Origin of the sequence: Lysinibacillus composti (genome assembly GCF_016908465.1) — a bacterium.
Lineage (GTDB): Bacteria > Bacillota > Bacilli > Bacillales_A > Planococcaceae > Ureibacillus > Ureibacillus composti_A.
In genome coordinates, this window is sequence record NZ_JAFBDY010000022.1 from 22,342 (window position 1) to 45,667 (window position 23,326).

Consider the following 23,326-nt stretch of genomic DNA (forward strand, 5'->3'; position numbering starts at 1 on the left):
ATATTGACTAAATGATCACCTATGAGTTGAGTTACTTTAAGCATAACCTTTATAAATCTGTGTAATTAACAGCAAAAAAGTTTATTACAAATTTTACATATTAGTAAATCTTATTAATTTAAATGGTTTCGAATGCGATTGGAAAGTTGTATATGGTAAAATAATCTATGATTAGTTTAAAAGATAAGAAAGTGTGCATTTTGAAATTTGATCAGTGTCTAGCTACAGGCGCCATCAGCTCGAGGTCATAAGTCAATCGCTTTAGAAGGCAAAGAAGCGCCTTCTCTCAGCGCTTGCCTTATGCTTGTCACGGATAAGCGGGCGCCTTACGCTTTTCTTAAAAAGGATGAGGGAAAAAATGAAATTAATTATAGGTCTTGGAAACCCAGGCAAGCAATATGAATATACAAGACATAATATTGGCTTCGAATGTATTGATGCATTAGCCGAAAAGTGGAACGCGCCTTTAAGCCAAGCTAAATTTAATGGTATGTATGCAACAGTTCATCGACCAGAAGGAAAAGTGATGCTATTAAAGCCGCTAACATACATGAATTTATCAGGTGAATGTGTACGCCCAATAATGGATTATTTTGATATAGATCTAGAAGATATTATTGTCATTTATGATGATTTGGATTTAGAAACCGGAAAGTTACGTTTACGACAAAAAGGTAGTGCTGGTGGTCATAATGGAATTAAGTCATTAATTCAACATTTAGGCACGCAAGAATTTAATCGAATCCGCGTGGGCATTAATCGCCCACCTGCTGGTATGAAAGTAGCAGATTACGTTTTAGCGAAGTTTTCAAAAGAGGATGCACCTTTCATACAAGAAGCAATCGGAAAAACTGTTGCTGCTGTTGAAGAGTCACTTTCTAAAAAGTTTTTAGATGTGATGTCCTCCTTTAATGTCTCTCAGTAGATAAGAAAATTACCTCTCTGGTCTACTTTGACAAATATTATGACTTAGGTTGGAACCAATAATACTCGTTGTAAGACTAGTTTTTGGACTAATCATTGGCATATGATTTTGATTAGATGCATAAATAATAGAAGTTAAGTCTATACTTTGAGTACAGAAGCTAGTTTTGCTTACAGTACTTAAAGGAGGACATCTTCATGCCTGTTCGATATCGTTGTCGACACTGTGAAACGGAAATAGGTTCACTACCATTTGATGCAGATGAAACAATTCGTAAACTTCATCTATTTGAAGTAGGGGAAGTAGATGATTACATTGAAAAAAATGAGCATGGCGATACAACAGTGCATTGTATTTGCGAGCATTGTGAGGATTCGTTACGTCAATTTCCCGATTATTATGCACTTAAAAAGTGGCTACAATAATGGAAAGTGCTTTGGTACTCGTGGTTAACCCGAGTCCAAAGCTTTTTCCGCTTTAGTCTTTTTCACTTATACAGAGAATTTTTAAAGCAGAGGATTTTTGACAACAGCAATTATTAATGCGGACTTAAATAAATGGAATCACTTTCTATTCATATATAATTAATAAGAGTTTACAAAAGAAATAGAATACATAGAAGGTGGGAGGAGGTTTAAAAATGGAAGTGCTTCATCAATTATTCTCTCAAGATAAACATATAAATACATTTATCAACCAAATAAAAGAATCAACTATAGATTCACAACTAATTACGGGGCTAACGGGTAGTGCACGCCCGGGTATGATTTACTCGATATTTAAAGAAACAAAAAAACCACTATATATCTTATCTCCAAACCTTTTACAAGCGCAAAAGTTAGTAGATGATCTGTCCTCGCTTGTAGGTGATGAGCTTGTACATTATTACCCTGCAGAGGAGTTTTTAGCAGCAGATTTATCAATTGCTTCTCCTGAATTACGTGCTAGTCGTATTGCAACGTTAGATCATCTAGCGAAAAATGATGTAGCAATTTATATCATTCCGATTGCAGGGATGAGAAAAATAATGACGCCTACTGAACAGTGGAATGCTAATTACTTAGAGGCAATTGTCGGAAAAGATATAGAAATAGACAATTGGTTATTACAATTAGTAACGATGGGTTATACGCGTAGTTCGATGGTAACGACACCAGGTGAGTTTGCTTTACGTGGGGGCATCTTGGATATTTACCCACCTTATGCAGACTCACCTATTCGAATTGAACTTTTTGATACAGAAATTGATTCAATTCGTGAGTTTTCTGCGGATGACCAACGTTCAATTAAAAAACTAGATTCAGCTCGAATTTTACCAGCGGCTGAAATTTTATTAAATTCAGATCAGCGTTTAGCATTAGCTGAACGTTTAGAAACAGCACTTGCTAAAAGTTTGAAGAAAATTAAAAAGAAGGAAATTCAGGAATTACTATATCAAAACATCCAATATGATATCGAAATGCTTAGAGAGGGAAACATTCCAAATCATATTCCTAAATATGGCTCACTTTTATATGATGAGCTTGCCTTTCTAGGTGATTATTTTTCTAAAGATGGAATTGTTTTATTCGATGAACTAGGTCGTATTCAAGAGGTTATGGATGCGTGGGAGAGAGAAGAGGAAGAGTGGTTTCTTTCACTAATAGAAGAAGGAAAGCTAGTTCATGATGTAAAACCTTCTTTTACATTCAAAGAGATCCTCGGGATGCTAAAACAGCCAAAATTATATTTTGCGCTATTTGCTCGTTCCTTCTCAGGAATTAGTTTTAAGAAAACAACTAGTTTTTCATGTAAACCGATGCAGCAATTTCATGGACAAATTGCTCTTCTGCAAAACGAAGTGGAACGATGGACTGTAGAGAAATTTACTGTATTAATTGTTGCAGATGGGACAGACCGTTTAAAGAAAATACAAAGTACATTGGAAGATTACAATATTCATAGTCTTTTTGGTACACCAAATGAACCAGGTATATATTTAGTCGATGGAGTGTTGTCGACGGGGTTTGAATTACCCTTACAAAGAATTGCAGTTGTAACTGATGACGAATTATTTAAACATCAAGCGAAAAAGAAAAAATCCCGTTCTCAAAAAATGTCAAATGCAGAACGTATTAAAAGTTATACGGAAATTAAACCAGGTGATTATGTTGTACATATTCATCATGGGATTGGTCGATATATTGGGATTGAAACGCTTGAAGTAAACGGAACACATAAAGATTACCTTCATATTCGTTATCGAGCAGACGACAAATTATATGTACCGGTAGATCAAATAGACTTAATTCAAAAATATGTTGCATCTGAAGGAAAGGAACCGAAGCTTCATAAACTAGGTGGAGCAGAGTGGAAAAAGGCAAAAGCCAAAGTTACTTCAGCAGTACAAGATATTGCAGACGATTTAATTAAACTTTATGCAAAACGTGAAGCAGAAAAGGGCTATGCATTTACCCCTGATTCTGATGACCAAAGAGCATTTGAAGATTCGTTCCCGTATGAGGAAACAGAAGATCAATTACGTACAATTATTGAAGTAAAACGAGATATGGAACGAGAGAGACCAATGGACCGCTTAGTTTGTGGAGACGTTGGTTATGGAAAAACAGAGGTTGCCATTCGTGCAGCGTTTAAGGCTATTATGGATGGTAAACAGGTTGCGTTTTTAGTTCCTACGACCATTTTAGCGCAGCAACATTATGAATCGATACAGGAGCGTTTTGAAGATTATGCTATTAATGTTGGCCTTTTAAGTCGATTCCGTTCGAAGAAACAACAGACAGAAACAATTAAAGGCTTAAATGATGGAACAGTTGATATTGTAATTGGGACGCACCGAGTTTTATCTAAGGATGTTGTGTTCCGTGATTTGGGATTACTAATTGTGGATGAGGAGCAGCGTTTCGGTGTAACACATAAAGAAAAGATTAAGCAATTGAAAACAAATGTCGATGTTTTAACGCTTACAGCTACACCGATTCCACGTACTCTTCATATGTCAATGGTCGGTGTGCGTGACCTTTCTGTTATTGAAACACCGCCACAAAATCGATTCCCAGTTCAAACATATGTAATGGAATATAATGGTGCACTTATCCGTGAAGCAATTGAAAGAGAAATGGCACGGGGAGGGCAAACATTCTATTTATATAATCGTGTTGAGGATATGGCCCGTAAGGTTGAAGAAATTCAAATGCTTGTACCAGAAGCTCGGGTTGGATATGCTCATGGAAAGATGACAGAGTCTCAACTTGAATCCATTATTCTTAGCTTTTTAGATGGCGAGTATGATGTACTAGTCACAACGACTATCATTGAAACGGGTGTAGACATGCCAAATGTAAACACGCTCATTGTCCATGATGCGGATCGTATGGGTTTATCACAGCTTTATCAATTACGCGGACGTGTTGGACGTTCTAATCGTATTGCCTACGCATACTTTATGTATCAACGTGATAAGGTACTAACAGATGTAGCAGAACAGCGTCTCCAAGCTATTAAAGAGTTTACGGAATTAGGTTCTGGATTTAAAATTGCCATGCGAGATTTATCGATTCGAGGTGCTGGAAATTTACTAGGCGCTCAACAACATGGATTCATTGATTCAGTTGGTTTCGATTTATATTCACAATTGTTAGAAGAGGCTATTGCAGAACGTCGTTATGGTGTGAAGCAAGAGGAAAAACAAGAAGTAGAAATCATTCTTCATACCGATGCATATATCCCAGACGAATATATTCCAGATGGTTATCAGAAAATACAAATGTATAAACGAATTAAATCAATGGAGCGTATGGAGGATTATAATGAAATCTTCGATGAATTAATCGACCGTTTCGGGGATATGCCAATAGAAACAGAAAAGTTATTACGTATTGCGCGTATGAAAGTTTTTGCAATAGAAGCTAAAATTACGGCAATTAAAGAAAAACAAAAAGTGGTTTCAATCTATCTTTCTGAAGAAGGTACAGCGAATGTTGATGGAAGTAAAATCGTTGCAGATTCCATGAAATTTGAACGTGCAGTTGGATTTGGAATGGACGGCTCTAAATTAATTGTGACAATTGATGAGAAGAAATGTGCTAAACATCCACCGTTTGAAGTATTAGAACAAATGGTTGAGATTATTGCGAAAGCAAGGAAAGAGGAAATCCCTTCAAAGGTGTAACCAGAATTCTTAGCTATTCAAAAATAGGCTGATGGGAAATTTATTTAATTAACCCATCAGCCTTATTAGTTTTATGAATAATTTTGAACAAATAAGAAAATATTATCAATAGGATAATAAAATTCATATTTAGTTCATAACTTTTGAAGATTATCCTCTTAATACACTTTTTGCATACATCGACCAATTAGTAACCATACTATTTATGTGAAAACTAATACTGAAAGAGAGGCAACAAGATGAAAGCAACAGGAATCGTACGTCGTATTGATGATTTAGGTCGCGTTGTTATTCCAAAAGAAATCCGCAGAACAATGCGTATTCGTGAAGGTGATCCGCTAGAAATTTATACAGACCGTGAAGGTGAGGTAATTCTTAAAAAATACTCACCAATTAATGATCTAAGCGAATTTGCAAAAGAGTATGCTGATTCTTTATATGAAACAATTGGAACTCCTGCACTTATTAGTGACCGTGATGAAATGATTGCGGTAGCGGGTTTATCAAAAAAGGAATACGTCAACAGACGACTTTCGGTATTCGCAGAAGATTTTATGAAACAACGTTCGGTTGTTTTAGACAAAAATGAGACAACAATTGAGTTTGTACCTGGTCAGTTTGAGCAAGTAAAGTCTTACTGTGTAGCGCCAATTGTTACAAATGGCGATACAATTGGAGCAATTTACTTAATTTCTAAAGTCCATTTCTTAAGTGAAGTGGAACAAAAAGCTGCAGAGACTGCTGCAAATTTCTTTGCAAAACAAATGGAAAACTAAATATGAAAACCCTACGCCTCTGGAAAGGAGGCGTTTTTTAATGGAATTAGGAAATGATGGGTGTGGTATTTGTGCAACATAACCACAAGAAGGGGATTCCCAAAAAAGTATGATAAATATGCTAGTAGGTTTCGAGCCTGAACGAACCACTTTCGCTTTTCTTGATGTCTAGTTGCGAAAGGCAAATCCTCACGCTTTTGCTGTTGTGATGCTAACGGGCGTTCTCCACTTTTCTTATGTCTGGCTACAGTGGCTAGGCTCTCACGTCACTTCGACTCTTCTGTCAGAGCAAAAAACGCCTCCTGGTCAGAGTCTCCAGTGAGTTTCGAGCCTGAACGAGCCACTTCCGCTATTCTTTGTTATACTGTTGCTATTGTATATATTAGGAAGAGGATTTTTATGTCGAAGAGTTTTGGAATGAAGGGATACATGAAGGGAGCACTATTGTTAACGTTGTCTGCGTTAATTGTAAAAGCGTTAAGTGCAGTGTACCGAGTACCCTTTCAAAATTTAGTTGGTGATCAAGGTTTCTATGTTTATCAACAAGTTTATCCGTTCATATCATTGTTTGTTGTTTGGACTTCAGGTGGATTTGCTGTTGCCATTTCTAAGATGTTAGCGGATGCGGATAATGGAAAAGAAGGTACTCACCATCAAAAGGGGTTTATTTCTCGAACAATATTTCAATATCTAACGGTTTTATCACTGATATTTTTTGCTATTTTGTTTTTTGGTGCAGAGTGGTTAGCGACTCTTATGGGAGATCAAGAATTGGCTCTGCTTTTACGGACAGGTTCCTTTGTGACTTTGTTTATGCCAATTTTAAGCCTAATGAAAGGGATTTTTCAGTCTAGAGGAGAAATGACCCCTGTTGCCTATGCACAAGTGTTCGAACAAGCGATTCGTGTTAGCATTATTTTAATTGGTGCTATTTTTGTTATGACAACCTCTAAATCACTATACTTAGCTGGAAATATGGCTATATTAGGTACTGTTATAGGCGAGATAGCAGGAGTTTTACTATTAATTTATTACACCAAAAAACTAACTTCTATCCCAAGGTTGAAAAAGAACCATCGTCTAAAGAAATGGCCAATTATTAAGGAAGTTACCGCTTTGAGTTTAAGCGTTAGTATGAGTAGTCTCCTATTACTAGGCTTTCAACTAATTGATTCTTTTACGGTATACTCTTTGCTGTTAGAGACGGGGATGAATGAGCAGACTGCAAAGATCACAAAGGGAATTTATGATCGAGGTCAACCACTTGTTCAATTAGGAATTATTATTGCCTCGTCATTATCTCTTGCTATTGTACCTTTAGTGGCACATTATTCAAAAAAACAAAGTGGTCGAGGAGCTATTCCTTTTATTCAATTAACGTATAGAAGTACGATTATCTTTGGGTTCGCTGCAGCATTAGGACTTGTAATTGTCATGCCATACGTTAATGAAATGTTATTTGAAACCAATTCATTATCGGTAATCTTGAAAATTTATGTTCTGCAAATTATTCCTTTATCAATTATTTTGACCTTTACAGCCATTTTACAGGGATATGGTAAATTAAAAATACCTGCCTTTATTTTATTAGGTGTTCTTCTACTGAAGGTCGTTGGGAATTTTACTTTAATTCCAAAGTTAAGTTTACTAGGAGTTGCGTTAACAAGTAATATTGCTTTATTTTTATGTGCTTTTATTTTAATGATTTATTTAAAAAGAGTCACAAAAGTTCACTACGCATCAAGTAATTTTTACATAAAACTTTTACTTGCAAGCCTTTCAATGATTATTTCCGTCTTTGTAAGTGAACGAATACTGATTTTTACTTGTGAAGGTTTATTTTCTGGAAGATTGAAAGCAGTCTTTTTTACATTATGTTTAGTAGGAATAGGAGCCTTTGTATTTTTGACATTTGTCGCTAAATTCAGATTGTTAGTAGAAAAAGAATGGTTTTTATTGCCGTTTGGACGAAAAATGGCAGGATATCAGTTGTGGTTGAATAAAAAGAAGTAGGTGGTAAAATGAAGCAATTAACAGTGATTGGCTTAGGTGCTGCAGAACTTGATCAGTTACAAATGGGTGTTTATAAAAAACTAAAATCAGTAGAGAAAATCTACGTGAGAACAGTTGACCATCCGGTAATTAGTGAATTAAAGCAAGAAGGAATACGTTTTGAAAGTTTTGATGAGGTGTACGAAAAGCATGATACATTTCAACCGGTTTATGAAGAAATTACAAATCGACTAATTGAACTTGCCAAAGTTGAAAATGTTATGTATGCCGTTCCAGGACATCCACTAGTAGCTGAACAGACGATACAATTATTAATTTCAGCTGAACGAGAGGGAAAAGTGAATTTAAAAATAGAAGGTGGACAAAGCTTTCTAGACCCAATTTTCAGTGCATTAAAAATTGACCCAATCGATGGATTTCAATTATTAGATGGAACAAGCTTTTCTATTCATGATGTAAATATGCGTCAACATATATTAATTGCTCAAGTATATGATGCATTTAGTGCCTCTGAAGTAAAGCTTACCTTAATGGAAAAATATCGTGATGATTACCCTGTTACAATTGTGATAGCTGCTGGTTCATCACAAGAATCATTAAAAACAGTACCATTGTATGAACTCGATCAATCAGTAGAAATAAATAATTTAACAACAGTCTATGTACCACCTGTTGAACACGATGAAGATGCACTGAAGGATTGGACAACCTTCCGTAAAATAATAGCAACTTTAAGGGGCCCAAATGGTTGTCCTTGGGATCAAAAACAAACCCATGAAAGTTTAAAAAAGTATTTACTTGAGGAAGCCCATGAACTTTTAGCAGCTATTGATGAAGAAGATGATTTTGGAATTGTGGAAGAATTAGGAGATGTTCTTTTACAAGTGTTTTTACACGCTCAAATCGGAGAAGATGAAGGATATTTTAACTTAGAAGAAGTATTGGCTTCGATTAGTGAAAAAATGATTCGTCGTCATCCGCATGTTTTTGGAGACGTAAATGTAGAAGATGCTGAAGAAGTTGTTACAAATTGGAATGCCATTAAACAAATAGAAAAAGGCAAAGAAGTAGAGGATCTATTGAAAGGCGAATATAGAGCGAGTTCAACTCTTCAAACATCCTTTAACTACCAGAAAAAAGCTGCTTCTGTTGGTTTTGATTGGCCTGATGCTGATGGAGCTTGGGGTAAATTCGAAGAGGAGTGGAAAGAGTTCAGAGAAGAAGTAACAAATGGGTCATCAAAATCTCGTTTAGATGAATTTGGTGATGTATTATTTACTCTTGTTAATATAGCACGCTTCTATAAAATTTCGCCTGAAGAAGCAATGATTCATGCAAATGAAAAATTTGCTCGTCGCTTCCATCACGTTGAAATGAAAGTAAAAGAGAGTGGAAAACAATTTAAAGAATTCACACTTGAGGAATTAGATGCTTTTTGGAATGAAGCAAAAACTATAGAAAAAGGGGAATAGACCATTGCGTTTAGATAAATTTTTAAAAGTTTCTCGATTAATTAAACGACGTACGTTAGCAAAGGAAGTGGCAGTTCAAGGGCGAATTAATATTAATGGAAAAGTCGCAAAAGCGAGTAGTACTGTAAAAGTTGGAGATGAATTATCCATTCGCTTTGGCCAAAAGATTGTTACGGCACGGGTAGAAGATTTAAGAGAAAATGTACGCAAAGAAGAAGCATCAAAAATGTTTACGATTCTAAAAGAAGAAAAGCTTGATAAGGTTGAACCTGAGTTCGTTGATGATGAAGAATAGAGTTTTTCAACTAAATGAAAAATATATTTTAGATAAGAATATTAAATTCTTAAAGCATGATAACAAATTTGTTGTCATGCTTCTTTCGTTTTGAGCATAAATTGAACAGAACAAATCACTAAAATAAGGGGGAAATAATATGACACTACACCAAGAAAGTAATCGTTATACAATTACGTCTGGAGATCATCTTGTCACAGTAAGAAATAGAAAAAGAATGGACATGACTTCTGTTAAAGAGATTGAACGTTTTGACCAAGAGGAATTTTATGTGAGAACTGCTCAAGGTCATTTATTAATTCGCGGAGACGAGTTGCGTATTGTACACTTAGACGTCGACAAAGGATTGTTAACATTAGAAGGAAACGTAAAAATGTTACAATACGACGATGAAGAAAATGGGTCATCAAAAGGCTTACTCCATAAATTGTTTGGATGACCGTTAGTGAGCAATTAGTTAGTATCATAATTATGATTGCTAGTGGCATAGTTGTAGGTGCAGTGATTGATTGTATAAGATCTATGCTGCTCCTTATGTCACCGAAATCACTTTTACGAAAAATTACGTACGGAATAGAGCTTTCAGTTTGGGCTTTATTAGGTGCGATAACATTTTACATTTTATTTACGGTTAAGGGTGGAGAATGGCGGTTAGTTGACCCATTAGCGCAAATCTCTGGAATCTTTTTATATGAAGCGGTTTTCCAGCGTTTCTTCCGTTTCCTAGGACGTTTATTTGTCATTCTAATTATTAATCCGATTGTTTTTATAATTAATTTAATACTAACGATTATTAAAACTACTTTTAAATTATTAATTCGTATTATTTTAATTCTACTAACACCCTTTATTAAACTATATAAGAGGTTTTTACCAAAAATTCATAGGAAATTTAGGACAAGCATCTTTAAAAAACGATAAATCATCAGTATAATAACTATATGTGGCTATACGGAGGTGACGGATATGGCTAAGCGTCGTGAACAGGTCGAGACAAAACATAATACTGTTAAAACGCTTCAAAATGACTATGTTCGTACTACTGATAGTCAGTCAAAAATGTTGCAAAAACAAAAGGTACTATTTCGAAGACGGATGCTTGTATTCACTATTTTTGCTTCAGCCATTTTAGTCTTTTTAATAAGTACTATTGTGAAACAAAATGACAGACTAGTAGATAAGCAAAAACAAAAAGAAGAAGTCATAGCTCAGCTTGAAGAAGTAAAAGAGCAGCAAGACAAGCTTAATTTACAGATTACGAAGCTTGAAGACGATGAATACCTTGCAAAATTAGCAAGAAAAGAGTATTTCCTTTCTGACGATGGTGAAATCATTTTCACGATTCCAGAAGAGGGGAACAAAGAACAAAAAAAGCAAAAAGATAAGGAATAGCCTTACATTATAAAAAGATTTTAAATTTTTAAAAAATTTAGCCGCCATCAATTGGATGGATTTGGTGTGATTTTTATAAAAATGTGAGCAAAATCTTTATTTTCAGAGTAGACAAGCTAGAAATGTGCAATATATAAAAGTGTTAGCGGACAACACGAAAAAGAGTTGTCTTGTTGACACTCTTTTTTTGTTGGCTATAATAAAAGAGAAACGAATTAAATTTTACACGTTTTTAATTTGAATATATGGCTATATAAAGCCGCTTAATTTTTAAGGAGGAACATTTTTTTTATGTCAATTGAAGTAGGCAGCAAAGTACAAGGTAAAGTAACAGGAATCACTAATTTCGGAGCATTCGTTGAGCTGCCAGACGGCAAAACGGGTCTTGTTCACATTAGTGAAGTAGCAGATAACTATGTGAAGGACATTAATGACCATCTTAAAGTTGGCGATATGGTCGAAGTGAAAGTGATGAATGTTGAGGCAGATGGTAAGATTGGTTTATCAATCCGTAAAGCAAAACCTCAACCAGAAAGACCGGAGAGACCTGAACGTCCTCACCGTCCACGTCGTGATAATCAGCGATCAAACGACCGAAATGGAGGTCAACCAAAAGAGAATTTTGAACAAAAGATGGCACGCTTCTTGAAAGATAGTGATGAACGCCTTGCGTCATTAAAACGCGCTACTGAGTCTAAACGCGGCGGCCGTGGAGCTAGAAGAGGATAGTTTGCTGTCTGTTTTAATCGTAGAAAAAGTGTAATATAGATTCTTTGGAACTGATTATGAATATTTCATAATCAGTTTTTTTATTTTAAATGAAATGAGCAAAAGCGGAGTCATATATTATTTTTACTAAGCAGTAATTTTATTAGCCCACCTAGAGTTGCTAAGCTAATGATTAGTCCAACTAGTAATAAAAAGACCTGTAACAAGGGAGATAGATTTAACATTGTACCTAAAACAATCAAAATAGAACCAATTGAACACATAAGTGCAAAGGACCATAAACTTTTAAACATAGTAGCCACGCCTCCATATACTGAATAAACTAGCTTAAGTTTACTTGGTTTAAAAAAAGTTTAAAAGCACCTATCATTTTGTTCGATAATCCGACAGTAAACTCTATTTATCTTCATTCACTAAGTCTTATACAGTCTTGTTAACGGAGTTAAAAGTACAGAAGATTTACACCAATTTAGTAGGAAAAATAAGCTCCTTTCAGTAGTATTCGAAACCTCAAGCGAATGAGGGCAAAGACTTCGAAAGATCTTCATGGATTTTAAAAGGTGGTAAATAAGCAAACATATTACTAAATCTTATGCAATTCCTATAAGTCAGGATTTATTTGTAAAATGTAAACTTACCAAAAAATAAGTCGAACAATTTTCTTTAAATGCTTCACTACTAGACAAATTTTACAATCATTCTCTTATATAATTAGCGGAAAATAGATTCGAAGGGAATGAAAAAAATGGCTAATATAGAAACGTTAAAGGAGAAGTCGACGTGGCAAGGAATAGTCGCTCGGTTTACTATAAAAAAGACTAATTTCTTAATTCACCTCTTCTTTTTATCTCTAGCTATATTTCTATCACAGGCAGTTATGTTTGATGCTGCCGTTCCGTTTCTATTACCACTATGGGCAATTGTTTGCCAACGTTATGAAAATGAGAAATGGGCAGTATTTATTGGAGGGTTCATAGGAGCAATAACCTTAGGTGTAGGACAAGCGTTAATACTCTGCTTACAACTAATGCTCTATGAATTAATTGTCCGTTTTCGTTATTGGAAACTGCCGGTCAGTGTATCAGTTGCACTAGCTGCTTTTATTGGTCAATTTGCTTGGCAAACAATCGCGAGTAGTGGTATGCCTCCGGTAATTGTCCAATTATACGTTTATTATGAGGTCATCTTAGCATTCTTCATGACGATCTTTGTTCAATTATTCTTCGTTCAACCACATCGTTTTTGGGCGGAAGGGTGGAGTTATGAACGGGTAGGAGCAGGTCTTGTTATTCTTGCAATGGCTTTAACAGGGATGCAATCAATTACAGTTTCATACTTCGCATTATTTCCCTTTGTTCTCCATTTAGCTATTTGTATAGCTGCAAGGGCAGGTGGAGTTCCAATTGCGGCCATGGTTGCCACAATAGTTGGTTGTTTGGTTGGAGTCTCCGAGCTTTCATTCACAGGATTTATTGCTGTTTATGCACTGACAGGTGTTGTGGCAGGTTTATTTAATGGCTTAGGTCGAATAGGGGTTGCTCTAGGAAGTTTAGTACCAAGCGTGTTTTTCTTCTTCTATGATGCAACACTTCCCCTTGATACAGTTTACTTCGTTTCCATTGCCGTTTCAGGGATTGTGTTTTTGGCATTACCTCAAACCATCTTTACCTTTTTAAACAATGCCATTCATCCGAAACGCGATGAAGTACTTATACAGCGTCAACAATGGGTAACAGAACACACGACGGAAAAGCTGGAGACGTTTCAGCACTTTGTCTTATTCATGAAAGAATTAGTCTTCGATCGTTTTACTTCGACAGAAGCCGTAGATGAAGTGCGAAAAGTTGAACCGTGCGCAACATGTATGAGTTGCTTCCGTTATGATCGATGCTGGGGAGAAGATGCCAACAACGGTATGGAAGTACTAATTGAAGATTGGTTTGTTGCTAAAAATGGCTTTAGTAAAACTGAACAGAATATAGCAGAAGATCGAATTCGTTTAAAATGTGTAAAAACGACAAAGCTTTTAGAAGAGCTTGATTATCAATTATATAACGATAAAATGAACGGGCAATTCTATCACGGGAAAAAAATGATCGCATTGCAGCTAAGAGATTTGAGTAATCATTTAAACAAGTTAATGAAAGATATGAAGGAGGAAACATTATCATTTAAAACAATCGAGGAAGAATTATATGAGCAATTTCGGATTGCACAAGTACAATGTTTTCAAATTGATGTACTGAGCAATACAATGGGGGAACGTGAGGTAATTTGTTCTATTGCTAAAAGGCAAAACACGGTGGAGGAACAGAATTTACTATGTGAACGAATTATATTACCTATCCTATTTGATGTATTTTCTGAACCATTTGAAGTTGAAAAAATTACGGAGCAAAAAAAGCCATTTGCCCATATTCAAATTCGTTTCCGTTCTGCAGTTCGATACCAATTAGAGTATGATATATATAGCAGAGCCAAGAATTCCGCATGGGTCTCAGGTGATTCACATGCAATTTTTCATATTCATCCTGGCCTTGTTGCTGTAATGCTCTCTGATGGAATGGGATCTAGTAAAGAAGCACAACGTGAAAGTAGGCGCTTAGTTCGCTTAATGAGAGAATGCTTAAGTTATAATATGAATCCTGAAACGGCAATGCACACGTTACACTACGTCATGTCTTTAAATCGTGAAGTTGATATGTATGCAACAATTGACTTTGCATTAGTGGACTTACAAAAAGGTGAGTTATGGTCGTGGAAGGCAGGAAGTATGTCTACTTATATTTTACGAGGAGAAAAACTTTTAAAAGTTGATGGTGCTTCTGCTCCAGTTGGATTTATGCCAGTATTTTCAATCGAAACAGAACGAGTGAATCTATTAGCTGATGATTATATTCTCATGGTTTCAGATGGATTATTCTCCAGTGCCTATGAATGGGATGAACAGGAACAGTATTTTGTTCAATTAATGAAATCAGGCATTAAAAATGGCATTCCAATTGAAGTTATGTTATATGACGTAATGGATACATTCCAAAGTCGTTATGAAGTAGAAGATGATTGTACAGTAATTGCTTTTACAGTGTCGCATGTTGTTCCGAAGTGGGCAGTAGTTAAACCGAAAAGTAAAAGTACTTCATGATCGGTTCTTTACATCATTTAGTTGGTTGAATAGGTGGGAAAAAGTTTTCTATGCCTATTCAACCTAATATTATATACACCGAGATAGACAGTAGGTAAGGGTGGCGAAATCAGATGGTATCATTTGAAAGGAAAGTAGAGAACTATATAACAGAACATCAATTAATTGAACGCGGGGACCGTCTTCTTATTGCATGTTCTGGTGGGATTGATTCGATGGGGTTACTACATTTTTTTCTAAAATTTCAACAACGATATAAAATTGAGATATTTGTTTCCCATGTTGACCATATGCTAAGAGGAGAAACTTCTGCACAAGATCGTGTTTTTGTGGAGGAGTTTTGTAAGAAGCATAATATTCCTGTATTTAGTACAGCAATTCCTATTCCTAAAATATTGGAGGAAGAGGGGGGGAACTCACAAGCAATTTGCCGAAGAGAAAGGTATCGCTTTTTTGCAGAAGTGATGGAAAATAAACAAATCAATAAACTGGTTACAGCACATCATGCAGATGATCAATTGGAATCAGTACTTATGTCTATAACACGAGCTGGGTCCATCAAAGGAATGAAAGCTAAACGGGAATTTTCTTTTGGAACAATAATTAGGCCATTTTTCGGGGTTACAAAGTCGGAGGTTTGGGAATATTTAGAAGGGGTAAAAGGCACATATAGAGAAGATGCAAGTAATGCAAAAGATGACTATACGCGTAATCGATTTAGACACCATATTGTACCCTTACTTAAGGAAGAAAATAATAATATAGCACTGAATGCAGTACAATTAGTGGAAAATACACAACAAGATGATGAGTTTTTATTTCAGCTTGCAAAGGAGAGATTTTCGCAAATAGTAAAGAAAGATGGAGAATTCAGTTTTTCATTTTCAATTAACAGCCTTCAAAAAGAACCTGTTGCTTTACAAAGAAGAATCATTTTAATACTATTAAACTATCTATACAGCAATACTAATATTTCCCAAAGTCACACGATGGGTAATGCAATTTTGCAACTGTGCAACACACAAGAAGGAAGTGCGATGATTCATTTACCAGAACAGATTGTGGCTAAGAGACACTATAGTAAAGTGACTCTTTTTAAAGAAAGAAATGTAAAAAGCAAAATTTCCACTTTATCAATAAATCTAAATAAGTGGAATGAACTGCAATCTGGCATTCATTTATACATAGGTAATGCCTCTTATGTAGTGAACACACATTTCAAAAATGTTGATGCGTATTACTTCGATTCAACTACAGTTAGACCCCCGTTTTTTGTTAGAACTCGCAAAGAAGGAGATCGTATAGCACTAAAAGGAATGACAGAGGAAAAACGCCTGTCCCGTCTATTTATAGATGAAAAAGTACCTTTAGACCAACGCGATCGGTGGCCTCTTTTAGTCAATTCAAATGACGAGGTAATTGCAGTACTAGGTATTCGCTTTAACAATAAATTTTCTAAGAAATTGCGTCCTAATGATGATATGATAGTACTAATTGGGAGAAACAATTAACATTTTTACCTAAACTTCTAAAAGTATGGAATATTGAGTAAAAATGAAGTACATAATCATTCAGAGCGAGATTAAAGTTTTATATGTAAGCACACATTTGTAGTGAAATACAATTTTAAACGGTATAATTTCCTGAGGAATATTTACTGAAGTTCGTTGAACAAGTCGAGGAGGATTTATATGATTCAAAAAGATATTGAAAAAGTATTATTAACAGAAGAACAAATTCAAGAAAGAATTGTAGAACTAGGTGAACAATTAACAGAAGAATACAAAGATAAATTTCCACTAGCAATTGGGGTCTTAAAAGGTGCAATTCCATTTATGACAGACTTAATGAAACGTTTTGATTCATATATTGAAATCGATTTTATGGACGTTTCTAGTTATGGAAACGCAACAGTTTCTTCGGGGGAAGTTAAGATTTTAAAAGACTTAAACACAAGTGTTGAAGGTCGAGATGTCATTATTATCGAGGATATTATTGATAGTGGTTTAACTTTAAGTTATTTAGTAGATCTCTTCAAATATCGCAAAGCGAAATCGATTAAAATCGTAACGCTTTTAGATAAACCATCTGGAAGAAAAGTAAAATTAGATGCTGATATCGTAGGGTTTGAAGTACCAGATGGCTTTGTAGTTGGATACGGTTTAGATTACGCAGAAAAGTATAGAAACTTACCTTACATTGGGATTTTAAAACGTGAAGTATATTCATTTTAGTAAATTTCAAATTAAATTTGACTAAATATGTAACAATTTGAAATTACTGATGCTTTTCGTTGTATATGGAAATAATGGTATGTTAACATTTTACTTATAGTTTTTCTGTCATGTTGTGAGGAGGCTGGGGATGAATCGAATATTTCGATATACCATATTTTATTTATTAATTTTTCTCGTTATTATAGGCATTTTTGGGACATTCAATGGTGGAAATACACCATCTGAAGAATTAAGCTATCACGAGTTCTTAGATGCGTTGGACACTGGTAAAGTTGAATATGCAAACATTCAACCAGACGCTGGTGTGCTTGTAGTAGAAGGTGCCTTAACAAATTATGAAGAAGGCAAAACGTTTACAGTAAATCTTCCTCAAGACAACCAGGCGCTAATGGCAAAGTTAACTCAAGCAATAGAGAATGACCCTGATATAAACTTTGTTAAAGCACCTGAAACAAGTGGATGGGTTCAATTCTTTACGGGGATTATTCCGTTTATTATTATTATCATTCTATTCTTCTTCCTATTGAGTCAATCTCAAGGTGGCGGAAATAAAATGATGAACTTCGGGAAAAGTAAAGCTAAGCTTTATGACCAAGAAAAGAAAAAAGTTCGTTTTACAGATGTAGCTGGTGCTGATGAAGAAAAAGCAGAGCTAGTCGAAGTAGTAGAGTTCTTAAAAGATCATCGTAAATTTACTGAAATGGGAGCTCGTATTCCGAAAGGTATTTTACTAGTTGGGCCTCCTGGTACAGGTAAAACATTATTAGCAAGAGCAGTTGCTGGTGAAGCAGGAGTACCGTTCTTCTCGATTTCAGGTTCTGACTTCGTTGAAATGTTTGTCGGTGTCGGTGCAAGCCGAGTTCGTGACTTATTTGAAAACGCAAAGAAAAATGCACCTTGTATTATCTTTATCGATGAAATTGATGCAGTTGGTCGTCAACGTGGTGCAGGTCTCGGCGGTGGTCATGATGAACGCGAACAAACATTAAACCAATTATTAGTTGAGATGGATGGATTCGGTGTTAATGAAGGAATCATTATTATTGCCGCAACAAACCGTCCAGATATTCTAGATAAAGCGTTATTACGTCCTGGTCGTTTTGACCGTCAAATTACGGTTGGCCATCCAGATGTAAAGGGTCGTACTCAAATTTTAAAAGTGCATGGTCGTAACAAGCCTTTATCAAGTGAAGTAGATTTAGAAGCAGTTGCACAACGTACACCAGGTTTCTCTGGTGCAGATTTAGAAAACTTACTAAACGAAGCAGCACTTGTAGCAGCACGTAAAGGTAAGAAGACCATTGAGATGGTTGATATTGATGAAGCAAGTGACCGCGTAATTGCAGGTCCTGCGAAAACATCCCGCAAATATACAGATAAAGAAAAACGTCTTGTAGCATACCATGAAGCAGGTCACGTAGTGATTGGCTTAGCACTAGACTCTGCTGAAAAAGTACACAAAGTAACAATTGTACCCCGTGGTCAAGCTGGTGGATATGCGATCATGCTTCCGAAAGAGGAACGATTCTTCTCTACAACAGATGATTTATTAGATCGCATTGCCGGTCTACTTGGTGGCCGTGCCTCTGAAGAAATTGTTTTAGGTGAAGTATCAACGGGAGCCCATAATGACTTCCAAAAGGTAACAGGTATTGCACGTAGAATGGTAACTGAATTCGGTATGAGTAAGCTTGGTCAATTACAATTTGGTTCGTCATCAGGTGGGAACGTGTTCTTAGGACGTGACTTCAATTCCGAGCAAAACTATTCAGAAGCAATCGCTTATGAAATTGATAAGGAAATGAAAAATATTGTGGATGCACAATATGAGCGCACAAAGAGAATTCTTACAGAAAAACGTGACTTGTTAGACTTAATTGCGAACACTTTAATGGTTCATGAAACATTAAATGCAGAGCAAATCGAACATTTACGTGATTATGGTAAACTTCCCGAAGAAACAAATGAAAAACCTAAAGTTGAAGAAAAGCAAAGATTAGGAAATGAATCAAACGATGTAAGCATTGAAACATCTGGTTCTGCATCCGTAAATCAAGAAGTTATTGGTCAACAAAAAAGTCCAACGGTAGAAGACTTACCGAAAGACAACCGTTTAAACCCTGAGGATCCTAAAGGTATCCAAGAAGGCAATAATAAAGACTTATAATTATGAACTGACTGCCAATGCATAATGCGTGGCAGTCAGTTTTTTGTTGTGTAAAATATAAAGCAATGATATTTGTTTGGTGGAAAACTGTTGTTTTTGGCTTCGTCGTATGTGAAGTGTCCGAAATGTAATTTGGACACTTCTTATGGTATGATTTTGTAAACGGAAATTATGGATGTGGTAGTAAATGATTCTGGTTTTAGATGCTGGGAATTCTAATATTGTATTAGGGATTTATAAACATGATCATTTAAAGTTCTATTGGAGAATGGAAACGAATCTTCATAAAACTGAGGATGAGTATGCTATACAAATAAAGGCCTTTTTTAGTCATGTTGGAATCTCATTTGAACATGTAACCGGTATTATTATTTCTTCTGTGGTTCCACCAATTATGTATGCTTTGGAAGAGATGTGCCGAAGATATTTTCATATAAATCCCCTTATTGTTGGCCCTGGTGTTAAAACGGGTTTAAATATAAAATGTGAAAATCCACGTGAAGTTGGGACAGATCGAATTGTAAATGCCGTTGCAGCGATTGAGGAATATGGTGGTGAACAACCTCTAATTATTGTGAATTTTGGTACGGCAATTACTTATTGTTACATTAATGAAAAAGGACATTATTTAGGTGGGGCTATAGCACCGGGGACAAATATTTCGACTGAAGCGTTAAATATAAGAGCTTCGAAATTGCCTCGTATTGAAATATCAAAACCATCAAGTGTTGTTGGGAAAAATACAATTGCTGCGATGCAGTCAGGTATTTTTTATGGCTTTTTAGGACAAGTTGAAGGCATTGTTAATCGAATGAAAGCACAATCCATAGAAGAACCGCTTGTTATTGCAACAGGTGGTCTTGCTAATTTCTTTGGTAATGAAACACAGATGATCGATGTTGTTGATTCATTTTTAACGCTAAAGGGATTAAATATTATTTATAAAAGAAATCAATAAGAAATGAGGAAAATACAAATGGGAGACTACTTAGTAAGGGCACTTGGATTTAATGGAAATGTACGTGCATTTGCAACACGAACAACAGATACTGTAGGTGAAGCACAAAGAAGACATAATACTTGGCCTACTGCAACTGCAGCACTTGGGCGTTCTATGACTGCAGGGGCAATGATGGGCGCTATGTTAAAAGGTGATAATAAATTAACGGTAAAAATTGAAGGTAAGGGACCAATCGGCTCAATTGTCGTGGACGCAAATGCAAGTGGTGAAGTTCGTGGTTTTGTAACAAATCCACAGGTACATTTTGAATTAAATAATGTTGGTAAATTGGATGTCCGACGTGCAGTTGGAACGGATGGTTTTATCTCAATTGTAAAAGATTTAGGATTACGTGATATGTTCACAGGGCAGACTCCTATTGTGTCTGGGGAAATTGCTGAAGATTTTACTTATTACTTTGCTGTATCAGAGCAAGTACCATCTTCTGTTGGACTAGGTGTATTAGTTAACCCAGATAATACGGTATTAGCTTCTGGAGGATTTATTATTCAGTTACTACCTGGGTGTGATGAAGAAACTATTTCTGAAATTGAAGCTCACTTAAAAACAATTGAACCTGTTTCTAAAATGATTGAAAAAGGGCTAACACCAGAGCAAATATTAGAAGCCGTATTAGGTAAAGGCAACGTACAAATACTTGATACTCTTCCAATTGAATTTAAATGTCAATGTTCAAAAGAGCGTTTTGGGTCTGCGATTATGAGTTTAGGTGTTCAGGAGCTTAAGGAAATGATTGATGAAGATGGTGGGGCAGAAGCGGAATGCCATTTCTGTTTAGCAAAGTACCATTATAATCAAGCTGAGCTTGAAGGATACATTAATGAGATCGAATCCCAAAAAGGCAATTAATCAAATGAGTGAAAAAACGCCTCTTACAAAACGACGTTTAAAAACTAAACCAACCTTAACTTTATTAATCGTTTTATTTTTAGGTAATCTCTTTTGGTTCATTCTCTGGCTAATTCCAGATGGTGAAAGAACTCCAAAAAGTGATGGTGGCGATGAACTAGTCGCTACCGTCGATGGTGAGGAAATTACCCGCCAACAGTGGTTGGCAGCAATGGAAAGTCTTTATGGTAAAGAAACATTGCAAACATTAGTGAATAAAGCTGTCATGGAAAAGGCAGCAGAAGAGTATGATATTGAAGTTACTGAAGAAGAAATTAATTTGGACATTGCGCTTATGCGTACCGCACAGGATAGTACAGATACAAGCTTTCAGCAATTAGATGAGGAACAATTAAGACAAAAAGTACGGGCGCAATTAATATTAGAAAAAGTCTTAACAAAGGATGTCGTCTTAAAAGAAAAAGATATAGAAAAATATTACGAAGAAAATCGATCTTTGTATAATATTCCAACTACATATCGTACAAGTATTATTGTAGTCCAATCAAAAGAGGATGCTGAAAGTGTACGAAAGGAGCTAAAGGATGGCTCTAACTTTTCTGTACTTGCTCGTGAACGTTCACTAGATAGTTCATCGGCCAGTTTAGGTGGAGATATTGGTTATGTAAATGCCGATCAAACCAACATTGATTCAACTATTGCGGATGCTGTTAAATCATTAGATGAGAAAGAAATTAGTGATCCATTTGTAATGAGTGATGGTCGTTATGGAATTGTCTACCTTGAAGAAATTAAAGAAGGTGGGTCTTTTACATTTGACGACGTAAAAGGGCATATAAAAAGAGAGTTAGCGATTGAACAACTACCAACTTCGGTTTCTCCAGAAGCATTCTGGAATGAATTTAATGTTACTTGGTTTTACGGAGATCTTTAGATCTCTAAGTATTTTAAATTCTACTCAACAAAACAAGGGATTCCAATAGTTAAGCGTGAACATGATTAAATATCCAAATATGTACATCAATTTCGTTGACAAGATATAGTAAATCTTGATAAGATACTAAGTAAGTAAAACCTATAAACATAGTAGGGATTAGTTGAGGGGGAGAAATATGAGTAAATTAGTGAATTCAGTTACTGAATTAGTAGGCCATACACCGATTGTAAAGCTAAACCATGCTACTTCGGAAAACGAAGGTAATGTCTATGTAAAATTAGAATACTTTAACCCAGGCAGTTCTGTAAAAGACCGAATTGCATTAGCAATGATTGAGGCTGCTGAAAAAGAGGGAACTTTAAAACCAGGTGGTACAATTATTGAGCCTACTTCTGGTAACACAGGGATTGGGTTAGCGATGATTGCTTCTGCAAAAGGATATCGTTCTATTTTAGTAATGCCTGAAACAATGAGTATTGAACGTCGTAAATTACTACGTGCTTATGGCGCTGAACTTGTTCTAACTCCTGGTCCAGAAGGAATGAAGGGTGCTATTGCTAAAGCTGAAAGTTTAGCTAAAGAAAATGGCTACTTCTTACCACAACAATTTGAGAATGCTGCAAATTCAGAGATTCACCGTTTAACAACAGGTCCTGAAATTGTAGAAGCATTTGATGGACTTAATTTAGATGCATTTGTAGCAGGTGTTGGTACTGGCGGAACAATTACTGGTGCTGGAGAGGTTTTAAAAGAAAAGTATCCAAATATTGAAATCATTGCTGTTGAGCCAAAAGATTCACCAGTGCTTTCTGGAGGTAATCCAGGTTCACATAAAATCCAAGGTATTGGTGCAGGATTTGTTCCAGGAGTACTAAATACTGAAGTATACACTTCAATCTTCCCAGTAGAAAATGAAACAGCTTTTGAAGTTGCTCGTAAAGTGGGGCGTGAAGAGGGTATCTTATGCGGTATTTCTTCAGGTGCGGCAATCCATGCGGCGATTGAGACAGCTAAACGCCTTGGTAAAGGTTCGAATGTATTAGCAATTGTACCTTCTAATGGTGAACGTTACTTATCTACTCCTTTATATGACTTTGAAGACTAATTAAAATATATATACGACTCTGAATCGACATATCCATTCAATTGGGTATGTCGATTTTTTATATCTGAAAGTAAAGGGGTGAAACCTTGTTT

Annotated in this window: 19 protein-coding genes; all 19 read left to right on the plus strand. The window is 35.7% G+C overall.

The features are described 5' to 3' along the window. Positions 1-358: 358 nt before the first annotated feature. The 19 genes from pth to cysK all read left to right on the plus strand — a co-directional run bounded on the left by pth (position 359) and on the right by cysK (position 23,234). The gene (pth, locus tag JOD29_RS16655) at positions 359-925 is read left to right on the plus strand and encodes an aminoacyl-tRNA hydrolase (protein WP_124766648.1); all 567 of its coding nucleotides are present in this window, start codon (positions 359-361) and stop codon (positions 923-925) included. Between the two features lie 197 nt (positions 926-1,122). Beyond that, positions 1,123-1,350, plus strand: coding sequence for an anti-sigma-F factor Fin (locus JOD29_RS16660; RefSeq protein WP_124766647.1), 228 nt, complete (start codon positions 1,123-1,125; stop codon positions 1,348-1,350). Between the two features lie 215 nt (positions 1,351-1,565). Continuing rightward, entirely contained in the window at positions 1,566-5,096 is a 3,531-nt protein-coding gene (gene mfd / locus JOD29_RS16665; protein ID WP_124766646.1) for a transcription-repair coupling factor, read from the plus strand. A gap of 239 nt (positions 5,097-5,335) precedes the next feature. Continuing rightward, entirely contained in the window at positions 5,336-5,872 is a 537-nt protein-coding gene (spoVT, locus tag JOD29_RS16670; RefSeq protein WP_124766645.1) for a stage V sporulation protein T, read from the plus strand. Between the two features lie 399 nt (positions 5,873-6,271). After that, positions 6,272-7,885, plus strand: coding sequence for a putative polysaccharide biosynthesis protein (locus JOD29_RS16675; RefSeq protein ID WP_124766644.1), 1,614 nt, complete (start codon positions 6,272-6,274; stop codon positions 7,883-7,885). An 8-nt stretch (positions 7,886-7,893) separates the two neighbouring features. Continuing rightward, complete coding sequence (yabN, locus tag JOD29_RS16680) at positions 7,894-9,357, plus strand: bifunctional methyltransferase/pyrophosphohydrolase YabN (protein ID WP_124766643.1); 1,464 nt, start codon at positions 7,894-7,896, stop codon at positions 9,355-9,357. Positions 9,358-9,361: 4 nt separating this feature from the next. Beyond that, positions 9,362-9,652 (plus strand): RNA-binding S4 domain-containing protein, encoded by a 291-nt coding sequence (locus tag JOD29_RS16685; protein ID WP_124766642.1) that lies wholly within the window; start codon positions 9,362-9,364, stop codon positions 9,650-9,652. A 139-nt stretch (positions 9,653-9,791) separates the two neighbouring features. Further along, a complete protein-coding gene (gene yabP, locus JOD29_RS16690) occupies positions 9,792-10,091 on the plus strand; it encodes a sporulation protein YabP (RefSeq protein ID WP_124766641.1) in 300 nt (99 codons plus the stop codon). After that, a complete protein-coding gene (gene yabQ / locus JOD29_RS16695; RefSeq protein WP_124766640.1) occupies positions 10,088-10,573 on the plus strand; it encodes a spore cortex biosynthesis protein YabQ in 486 nt (161 codons plus the stop codon). Before yabP ends, yabQ begins: the two co-directional genes overlap by 4 nt. 45 nt (positions 10,574-10,618) lie before the next feature. Continuing rightward, positions 10,619-11,044: an FtsB family cell division protein gene (locus tag JOD29_RS16700; RefSeq protein WP_124766639.1), complete on the plus strand. Its 426-nt coding sequence runs from the start codon at positions 10,619-10,621 to the stop codon at positions 11,042-11,044. 291 nt (positions 11,045-11,335) lie between these two features. Beyond that, positions 11,336-11,773, plus strand: a complete 438-nt coding sequence (locus JOD29_RS16705) for a S1 domain-containing RNA-binding protein (protein WP_124766638.1) — start codon at positions 11,336-11,338, stop codon at positions 11,771-11,773. Positions 11,774-12,518: 745 nt separating this feature from the next. Further along, entirely contained in the window at positions 12,519-14,918 is a 2,400-nt protein-coding gene (locus JOD29_RS16710) for a SpoIIE family protein phosphatase (RefSeq protein ID WP_124766637.1), read from the plus strand. A 113-nt stretch (positions 14,919-15,031) separates the two neighbouring features. Next, a complete protein-coding gene (tilS, locus tag JOD29_RS16715; protein ID WP_124766636.1) occupies positions 15,032-16,429 on the plus strand; it encodes a tRNA lysidine(34) synthetase TilS in 1,398 nt (465 codons plus the stop codon). Between the two features lie 180 nt (positions 16,430-16,609). After that, complete coding sequence (hpt, locus tag JOD29_RS16720) at positions 16,610-17,152, plus strand: hypoxanthine phosphoribosyltransferase (RefSeq protein ID WP_124766635.1); 543 nt, start codon at positions 16,610-16,612, stop codon at positions 17,150-17,152. Positions 17,153-17,282: 130 nt separating this feature from the next. Beyond that, positions 17,283-19,322 (plus strand): ATP-dependent zinc metalloprotease FtsH, encoded by a 2,040-nt coding sequence (ftsH, locus tag JOD29_RS16725; protein ID WP_124766634.1) that lies wholly within the window; start codon positions 17,283-17,285, stop codon positions 19,320-19,322. Positions 19,323-19,509: 187 nt separating this feature from the next. Next, positions 19,510-20,280, plus strand: a complete 771-nt coding sequence (locus JOD29_RS16730) for a type III pantothenate kinase (protein ID WP_124766633.1) — start codon at positions 19,510-19,512, stop codon at positions 20,278-20,280. Between the two features lie 18 nt (positions 20,281-20,298). Beyond that, positions 20,299-21,192: an Hsp33 family molecular chaperone HslO gene (hslO, locus tag JOD29_RS16735; protein WP_124766632.1), complete on the plus strand. Its 894-nt coding sequence runs from the start codon at positions 20,299-20,301 to the stop codon at positions 21,190-21,192. Then, positions 21,164-22,126, plus strand: a complete 963-nt coding sequence (locus tag JOD29_RS16740) for a peptidyl-prolyl cis-trans isomerase (RefSeq protein ID WP_124766631.1) — start codon at positions 21,164-21,166, stop codon at positions 22,124-22,126. Before hslO ends, JOD29_RS16740 begins: the two co-directional genes overlap by 29 nt. 178 nt (positions 22,127-22,304) lie before the next feature. After that, positions 22,305-23,234, plus strand: a complete 930-nt coding sequence (gene cysK, locus JOD29_RS16745; RefSeq protein WP_124766630.1) for a cysteine synthase A — start codon at positions 22,305-22,307, stop codon at positions 23,232-23,234. Positions 23,235-23,326 lie beyond the last annotated feature (92 nt).